General features: G+C 54.5%; 8 protein-coding genes. 4 read left to right on the top strand and 4 right to left on the bottom strand.

The features are described 5' to 3' along the window. Positions 1 to 193 precede the first annotated feature (193 nt). On the top strand, positions 194 to 637 hold the full coding sequence (gene cynS / locus IQ265_RS20155; RefSeq protein ID WP_194056864.1) for a cyanase: 444 nt from the start codon (positions 194 to 196) through the stop codon (positions 635 to 637). 90 nt (positions 638 to 727) lie between these two features. Continuing rightward, positions 728 to 1,195, top strand: coding sequence for a nuclear transport factor 2 family protein (locus IQ265_RS20150; protein ID WP_194056862.1), 468 nt, complete (start codon positions 728 to 730; stop codon positions 1,193 to 1,195). Positions 1,196 to 1,254: 59 nt separating this feature from the next. Here the strand turns inward: IQ265_RS20150 and IQ265_RS20145 are convergent, their stop codons facing one another. Both IQ265_RS20145 and IQ265_RS20140 read right to left on the bottom strand, forming a co-directional pair. Further along, complete coding sequence (locus IQ265_RS20145) at positions 1,255 to 1,740, bottom strand: DUF3368 domain-containing protein (RefSeq protein WP_194056860.1); 486 nt, start codon at positions 1,738 to 1,740, stop codon at positions 1,255 to 1,257. Next, complete coding sequence (locus IQ265_RS20140) at positions 1,733 to 1,984, bottom strand: UPF0175 family protein (RefSeq protein WP_194056858.1); 252 nt, start codon at positions 1,982 to 1,984, stop codon at positions 1,733 to 1,735. Before IQ265_RS20140 ends, IQ265_RS20145 begins: the two co-directional genes overlap by 8 nt. 162 nt (positions 1,985 to 2,146) lie before the next feature. On the opposite strand from IQ265_RS20140, the gene IQ265_RS20135 reads away from it, so the two are divergent. Together IQ265_RS20135 and IQ265_RS28855 are read left to right on the top strand one after the other, a co-directional pair. After that, positions 2,147 to 3,052: a M48 family metalloprotease gene (locus tag IQ265_RS20135; protein ID WP_194056856.1), complete on the top strand. Its 906-nt coding sequence runs from the start codon at positions 2,147 to 2,149 to the stop codon at positions 3,050 to 3,052. Positions 3,053 to 3,301: 249 nt separating this feature from the next. Next, complete coding sequence (locus tag IQ265_RS28855) at positions 3,302 to 4,456, top strand: HAMP domain-containing sensor histidine kinase (RefSeq protein WP_228038196.1); 1,155 nt, start codon at positions 3,302 to 3,304, stop codon at positions 4,454 to 4,456. Between the two features lie 206 nt (positions 4,457 to 4,662). Here IQ265_RS28855 and IQ265_RS20125 read toward each other — a convergent pair whose 3' ends face one another. Beyond that, a complete protein-coding gene (locus tag IQ265_RS20125) occupies positions 4,663 to 5,208 on the bottom strand; it encodes a hypothetical protein (RefSeq protein ID WP_194056854.1) in 546 nt (181 codons plus the stop codon). A 464-nt stretch (positions 5,209 to 5,672) separates the two neighbouring features. Continuing rightward, positions 5,673 to 7,517 carry a dihydroxy-acid dehydratase gene (gene ilvD, locus IQ265_RS20120; protein ID WP_194056852.1) on the bottom strand — a complete coding sequence of 615 codons (1,845 nt, stop codon included), beginning with the start codon at positions 7,515 to 7,517 and terminating at the stop codon, positions 5,673 to 5,675. Positions 7,518 to 7,569: the final 52 nt, after the last annotated feature.

Raw genomic sequence — 7,569 nt, 5'->3', positions numbered from 1 at the left:
CATCCTCAATGCCATGGTGAGCCATGACACCCTCTGGCAGGCTCCAGCTTGCTCATTGCCGCCAGCTGCCACCCTCATGGCAGCTACTACATAGCAGGGTGAGCTTGACAATCAAGATAATCGCTACCGGGATCCCTACCGGGATCGCGGCTATGAAAGTTTGACCATTAGACGTAATTGAAAGGATTCAACCATGACTGTTTCTCCCATTGCTGAAAAGCTGCTGGCCGCTAAAAAAGCCGCTGGCCTCAGCTTTGCCGACCTCGAAGCCAAAACCGGCTACGACGAAGTGTGGATTGCCTCCGTCTTCTACCGCCAGGCCAGCGCCTCGGTCGAAGAAGCCACCAAGCTGGTCAAAATTCTCGGTGCCGACACTGCGCTAATTGAAGCCATGACCGACTTCCCGGTCAAAGGTGGCCTTGACCCCGTCGTGCCCACCGACCCGCTGATCTACCGCTTCTACGAAATCATGCAGGTCTACGGCCTGCCCATGAAAGCGGTAATCCACGAGAAGTTTGGCGACGGCATCATGAGCGCCATCGACTTCACCTTAGACGTGGAGAAGGAAGAGGATCCCAAGGGCGATCGCGTCAAGGTGATTATGAACGGCAAATTCTTGCCCTACAAAAAGTGGTAGACCCACTTTACGCGTCCTAACTCACAACTCCTGAGGCTGTTGGCCAATGCTAACAGCCTTTCCTATGCCCTCCCCTACTCATCCACCCCTATGCCTACGCCCATCGTTCCCCCGTTTACCCGTGAGACTGCGATCGCCAAAGCCCGCATGGCTGAAGACGCCTGGAACAGCCGCGACCCCGATCGCGTGGCCCTGGCCTACACCGAAGATAGCCACTGGCGCAACCGAGCCGAAATCTTCCAGGGCCGCGACGCCATTCGCGAATTCTTGCGCCGCAAGTGGGACAAAGAACTCGACTACCGCCTGGTCAAGGAAGTGTGGGCCTTTGGCGACAACCGCATCGCCGTGCGCTTTCAGTACGAGTGGCACGACGACGCCGGGCAGTGGTACCGCGCCTACGGCAACGAAAACTGGGAATTCGACGAAAACGGCCTGATGCGCCGCCGCGAAGCCAGCATCAACGACAAACCGATCGCCGACTCAGACCGCCGCTTCTTTTGGGATACCTCCGGCCCCCGCCCACAGGATCACCCAGGGCTAATTGACTCTCCGGTTTAAGGCTACTAATTATATTGTTGAGCGCTAACAGCGCGAACTCTGCTAGGCAGAGCCTTTACTCACGCTTCGGCGGCTAACCTCAGAACGCTTAACCGAGTTTCCTCACTGGCCCGAAAACCAAATTGGTTTAGGGCCTCCAAAACTGGCCCGACTTCAGCAATAAGCCCAGACTGCTTCGCTTTTAGCAAGACTCCTAGCGTACCAGTAACGCCAATTTCCAGGCGCTTCGCATACTGCCTAGCTAAGCCATCATCCAACAGGGCTAAAGAGTCTGGTCGATTCACCGCTAGCGATAGAACCTCTCGTTCTCCCGGCCCTAGTCCTGGTATTTGAGGCACAAGGATCTGTTCACCCACGCAAACGAGCTGAATCCATTCAAAATCATTCGGATTGGGTAGCGGAATGCCGAGAGTTTGACCTGTTTCTAGCTCATTCCTGACAGCATTAGGCAGCGCTACAGTGCCATACAGATTGGGCAACAGGAAGAGATGATTGGTCTGAAATAGGTATTGCATTACTGAGGTATCGGCAACGACCTCAGGCATTGGTTAAGTCTTCAGCCAGCTCAGCTTCAGTCAAATTAAAGGTACTAACACCATAATCGGCTAACTTCGCCAAAAACACTGTTCTCGGCATTCCTGCCAAGGTTGCTGCTGCCCCAGACGAAAGACGGCCCAGTTCAAACAGCTTGACGGCTGCTGCCAGTCTTACTTCCTCACCCATTGCTACTAAGGAAGTATTTAAGGCAACCGCCGTCTCTTCTGGAAGCGCCACAACAATCTCGTACATGGCTATTAGTCTGCTGATTAAACCTCTAGGCTCAAGTGTAACGCTTAATTCTTATGCCTCTTGCGTTTGCCAACACCCTCGGCTTTCTCTCCCTGGGTAGACATCAGCCGCGCCCGATTCTGAGATGCTGTGGACAAGTATTATACCCCGTGGGGGTTCTCTATGGCTGCGATTAACCAGTTCAAAACATTGGCGCTGTTGGCGCTGCTCAGCGGGCTAATTGTGCTGGCGGGCTATCTGCTAGTGGGCAACGAAACGGGCCTGTACTACGGTCTGGGCTTTGCGGCGGTGAGTAGCTTTGGCTCCTGGTACTACTCTGACCAGGCAGCGCTGGCAGCCTTTAAAGCCAAGCCCACCCCTCGGGAAGACGCACCAGAACTCTTTGAGCGACTAGAGAAGCTGTGCGATCGCGCCGGCATTCCTACCCCCGCCCTCTATGTAGTGCCCTCGGAGTCGCCCAATGCCTTTGCCACCGGGCGCGACCCCAATCACGCGGCGATCGCCCTGACGGAAGGCATTATTGACCTGCTGCCCGACGACGAGCTAGACGCCGTGATCGCCCACGAGTTGACCCACGTACGCAACCGCGATACCCTCACCCAGGCCGTAGCGGGCACCCTAGCTGGGTCGCTCACCTTTTTGGGCCGCATTCTTACCTTTGGGGCGCTGTATTTTCCGATGGCGCGAGCCGGAGGACGGCGCGGTAACAACCCGATTGCCATTTTGTTTTTGCTGGTGATTGCGCCTATGGCCGCTGGCCTACTGCGGATGGCAATTTCTAGAACGCGGGAGTATGCCGCTGATGCTGGAGCCGCTGAGATTACCGAAAATCCCCTGGCGCTGGTGCGGGCATTAGAAACGCTGGAAGCCATGGGGCAGAAAGTGCCTATCCACGGCAATCCGGCCTTTTCGGCCCTGTTCATTGTCAACCCTCTATCTAAGCAGGGAATGATGACGCTATTTATGACGCACCCGTCTACGGAAGATCGCATTCAGCGCCTGAAAGCGATCGCCGAAAAAGCCCTTACTGACTCCGCGAGCACCCAAGTACTAAGCCCCAGTACCTAAGAATTTTGGTGAGTTCTATACTCGCTTGGGGCGTTAATGCAAGCATTGTAGATTCAGTTGTTGAAAGTGAAATCTCCAGTGACATCTTTGTTTAACAAGTGGTGACTGGCCCTGCCAATAATGTTGATTGGCTACTTAGCAAGTGAGCGATCGTAGGATAGGCGACCCAAAGAATCACTCTGCTATGACCTAGTCGTTTTCAAGCCGGTGCTAAAGTCACCACAAATCAGGTGTTCGAGCGGCTGATGATTGATTAATACTGAGCCAGGCAGCCGTTCACTGCTTATTTCATTGTTAACAACAACAAGGATGTCTAAAGCAATTTCTGAGTCTCTAAAAGAGAATTCTCAAAGAATTATGGAGCTATGGGAGGTGCGGGCCCGCGAGGAAGTCAGCGCATCTATGCATCAAAACTCTCTTGTTCTGCGGAATTCCTTGCCCCTTTACTTAGATCACCTGGCCGACGAACTCGCAATTCAAACCGAAAGAACGTCTGATCAAATCGCCACCACTCAGATTGCAAAAACTCGCATTGGCAAGCAGCATGGCCACGAACGCGCTGGCTACGCTGACTACTCCATGAGTCAACTTCTCCTTGAATACCACATTCTCCGTCAGGTCATCTTTCAGGTTTTAGAAGAAGACGCGCCGTTAGCGGTGAGAGAGCGAGATATTATCATTGACTCCATTGAGCAAGCTGTCAATGACGCGGCATCACAGTTTTCTCAGACGCTAAGAGATATTCAAGAAATGTTTATGGTAACCCTAACCCATGACCTTAGGGGACCAGTTAACGTTGTCAAAATGGGAACTCAGCTCATTTTGCGTCGATTTGATCGTGGCGATGCCTACTTAGATGTCACCGCCAGAATGATTAGCGCCATCGACCGCATGGACGCTATGATTCAAAATCTACTCGATGCCAGTCGGCTGAGAGCCGGGCAGAACTTAAAGCTCGAATTTGAAGAATGCAGTTTAGATCAGCTGCTGCAAGAAGTTGTAGAAGATCTAAACTTTATCTACGGCGAACGGTTTGTTGTCGTTTCCGATGCTGATGTTAAAGTCAAATGCAGCCACAAGCAAATTCGCCGGGTAGTTGAAAACTTGGCCAACAATGCGATTAAGTATGGTGCGCCCAATGCACCTATTACCCTCACGCTGCGGCAAACCGACTTACAAGTCAGGCTGGTTATTCACAACGAGGGCGACCCCATTCCCGCCGAGGCTCAGTCTATTTTGTTTCAGCAATTTCGCCGAACGACCGCTGCCGAAGATAAGTCAGGCTGGGGACTGGGTTTATTTTTAGCAAAGAGCATTGTTCAAGCCCATCAGGGAACAATTGAAATTAAAAGCGAAGAGAATGAGGGAACGAGTTTTATTATTATGCTGCCTAAACAGGCTTAGAACGTGATTCAAGCAGGATATCGGCAGCATTGGTCACTGTAGGGCGCACTTGCAAAGCCACGTACCAACAGGAAAGATAGCAGTTGCCACCTTATTTTTGTGAATTCCGTATTTTTTAGAATGCAGAAATTAGGTTAATAAAATGTGCCCTGCGATCGCCAAGTGCGATCGCAGGGCACATTAGCTTATACAACTACATCAAAGGCCTATCGACGGTTGTTTGTGCGATCAGCGGTAGTCTTTTCTACGCGATACCAGGCGTCTTGGCTGGCATGTCTGGCCTTATCCCAATGCAGTCGGCTAGTACCATACTCTCGATCGTAGCGCTGTTTTAGATGGGGTTCGGCATCCTGGTAAGACATGCCCTGCTGAGAGTAGGTAGAGTAACCCTCATAGCCAGTACGATAGGCCGGGCTGTAGTCGTCGTAGGTGTAAGCTGAGTCTACGTAGGGGCGAGTTTTGTAGTTGGTGCGCCAGTACTCATCTTCGACCGTGGGGTCAAAGGTTTCTGCCACACTCTTGCCGAGCAAACCGCCAGCGGCGGAGCCAACTACAGCGCCAATGGCACCGCCAATCGGGCCACCTACTGCGACCCCAACAGCGGTACCAATCACGCCGGCCCCGGCGGCCCCAACGCCTGTGCCCACAGGGTGAGAACCCGGCTCACCCGTCACCGGATCGGGATTGCGATCAGGATTCGATTTAGGATCAATGTCGTTGTCACGGTTAATATCGTTATTGTTAATGCTCATTTCATTAATTTCCACGCTAAAAATTTGAGTTCAACCGTGGTTATCAAGGGCAATGACGACTGTTGAACCCTACTGTTACGTTAGTTATTGCTATCTAAAGCGAAATCGTCTAGGGGTCTGAGATTCCCTAAACCTTGGGGATGAATTTGCGAACGCTAGCCTTGTCGGTTGTGTAGCCAAATCGCCAAAACGGTTAGGGCAGAACTAATGCTCCTGAAGCGATGGCTATACGCCATTGCGCTACCCCAGTTTTTAACTGAGACCAAGATTGGTGTCCTAAACGCAATGGCCATCGTTACACTTACAACGCCAGCGTCAACAACTTAACTGACGCTGGCGTTGTAGGGTGATGGAAAACGTGATGAGCTTAGATTTTTAAACTGTTCCTGCTCAACTGCTCAAGGCGATCGCTCGTCATCCGGCAGCGCGCCCGCCCTTGCATCAGGGGTTCGAGCCTGCCCCGGCTACTCCAGCAGCTCCAGGTTGCGAACGCCGCCCTGATCGGCACTGGTAGCCAACAGCGCGTAGGCCTTGAGCGCCGCTGTCACCCGCCGAGGGCGGGGTTGGGCAGGCTTCCAGGCATCTTTGCCCTTAGCCTCCATCGCCACGCGGCGGTTAGCCAACTCCTCCACCGACAGGTCCACATTGATGGTGCGGTTGGGAATGTCGATCAAGACGCGATCGCCCTCTTCCACCAGGGCAATGTTGCCCCCCGCTGCGGCCTCCGGCGAGGCATGACCAATCGAGAGGCCCGACGTACCGCCTGAAAAGCGCCCGTCGGTGAGCAGGGCGCACGCCTTGCCCAGCCCCTTCGACTTCAGGTAGCTGGTCGGGTAGAGCATTTCCTGCATTCCCGGCCCCCCCTTCGGCCCTTCGTAGCGAATGATCACCACATCGCCGGGCTGTACCCTGTCGTTAAGAATGCCGTTAACGGCGGCATCCTGGCTTTCAAAAATGCGGGCCTTGCCCTCGAATACCAGAATGCTCTCGTCGACCCCAGCAGTTTTGACGATGCAGCCGCGCTCGGCCAGGTTGCCATAGAGTACGGCCAGACCGCCCTGGGTGCTGTAGGCATTTTCGACGCTGCGAATGCAGCCCTTTTCGCGGTCTAGATCGAGGGAGGGCCAGCGGGTCGATTGGCTAAAGGCCTGTTGGGTGGGAATTCCAGCCGGACCCGCCTTAAAGAACGTGTGAACGGCTTCGTCATCGGTACGTATGACATCCCAGCGATCGAGGGAGTCTTTCATGGTGGCGCTGTGGACGGTCGGCACCTCGCTGTGCAGCAGCCCGGCGCGATCGAGTTCGCCCAAAATAGCGGGGATGCCGCCCGCCCGGTGCACGTCTTCAATGTGGTACTCAGGGGTGTTGGGGGCCACTTTACAAAACTGGGGCACCCGCCGCGAGAGGCGATCGATGTCGGTGAGGGTAAAGTTAACCTCGGCCTCGTGAGCGGCGGCTAGCAGGTGCAGAATGGTGTTGGTGGATCCGCCCATGGCAATATCTAGCGTCATGGCATTTTCAAAGGCCTTAAAGCTGGCGATCGAGCGGGGCAGCACCGACTCGTCGTTTTGCTCGTAGTAGCGGCGAGTGATATCGACGATGGTGCGGGCGGCGGTGAGGAACAGATCCTTGCGATCGAAGTGGGTGGCAAGGGTGGTGCCGTTGCCCGGCAGCGACAGGCCAATCGCCTCGGTGAGGCAGTTCATCGAGTTGGCAGTAAACATGCCTGAGCACGAACCGCAGGTGGGGCAGGCGGAGCGCTCGTACTCGTCGGCCACCTCATCGCTGATGCTGCTGTCGGCCGCCACCACCATGGCATCGACCAGGTCGAGCTTGTGCTCCGAGAGCTTAGTTTTGCCCGCTTCCATGGGGCCGCCCGAGACAAACACGGCGGGAATATTCAGCCGCAGGGCGGCCATCAGCATGCCGGGGGTAATTTTGTCGCAGTTAGAAATGCAAACCAGGGCATCGGCACAGTGGGCGTTAGCCATGTACTCAACCGAGTCGGCAATAATCTCTCGCGAGGGCAGGCTGTAGAGCATGCCGTCGTGGCCCATGGCAATACCGTCGTCCACGGCGATGGTGTTAAATTCTTTGGCCACGCCACCAGCGGCCTCAATTTCGCGGCACACCAGCTGCCCCAAATCTTTTAGGTGCACATGGCCGGGCACAAACTGAGTAAAGGAGTTGGCGACCGCAATGATGGGCTTTTCAAAGTCCTCGGTTTGCATGCCAGTGGCACGCCAGAGGGCGCGGGCACCGGCCATATTGCGGCCATGGGTGGAGGTTTTCGATCGATAGGTCGGCATGGCTCATCCTAGCTGTTTAAGGGGGTGGTTATAGTCTGGCGCTCAAGCTTAG

It is taken from the genome of Nodosilinea sp. LEGE 06152 (assembly GCF_015207525.1).
Lineage (GTDB): Bacteria > Cyanobacteriota > Cyanobacteriia > Phormidesmidales > Phormidesmidaceae > Nodosilinea.
This window is presented reverse-complemented; position numbering and strand designations above follow the sequence as displayed.

What these genes read in the sequence shown, in the direction of transcription:
- cynS (WP_194056864.1), top strand. Translation starts at nt 194, where the DNA reads ATGACTGTTTCTCCCATTGCTGAAAAGCTGCTGGCCGCTAAAAAAGCC.
- IQ265_RS20150 (WP_194056862.1), top strand. Translation starts at nt 728, where the DNA reads ATGCCTACGCCCATCGTTCCCCCGTTTACCCGTGAGACTGCGATCGCC.
- IQ265_RS20145 (WP_194056860.1), bottom strand. Translation starts at nt 1,740, where the DNA reads ATGCCTGAGGTCGTTGCCGATACCTCAGTAATGCAATACCTATTTCAG.
- IQ265_RS20140 (WP_194056858.1), bottom strand. Translation starts at nt 1,984, where the DNA reads ATGTACGAGATTGTTGTGGCGCTTCCAGAAGAGACGGCGGTTGCCTTA.
- IQ265_RS20135 (WP_194056856.1), top strand. Translation starts at nt 2,147, where the DNA reads ATGGCTGCGATTAACCAGTTCAAAACATTGGCGCTGTTGGCGCTGCTC.
- IQ265_RS20125 (WP_194056854.1), bottom strand. Translation starts at nt 5,208, where the DNA reads ATGAGCATTAACAATAACGATATTAACCGTGACAACGACATTGATCCT.
- ilvD (WP_194056852.1), bottom strand. Translation starts at nt 7,517, where the DNA reads ATGCCGACCTATCGATCGAAAACCTCCACCCATGGCCGCAATATGGCC.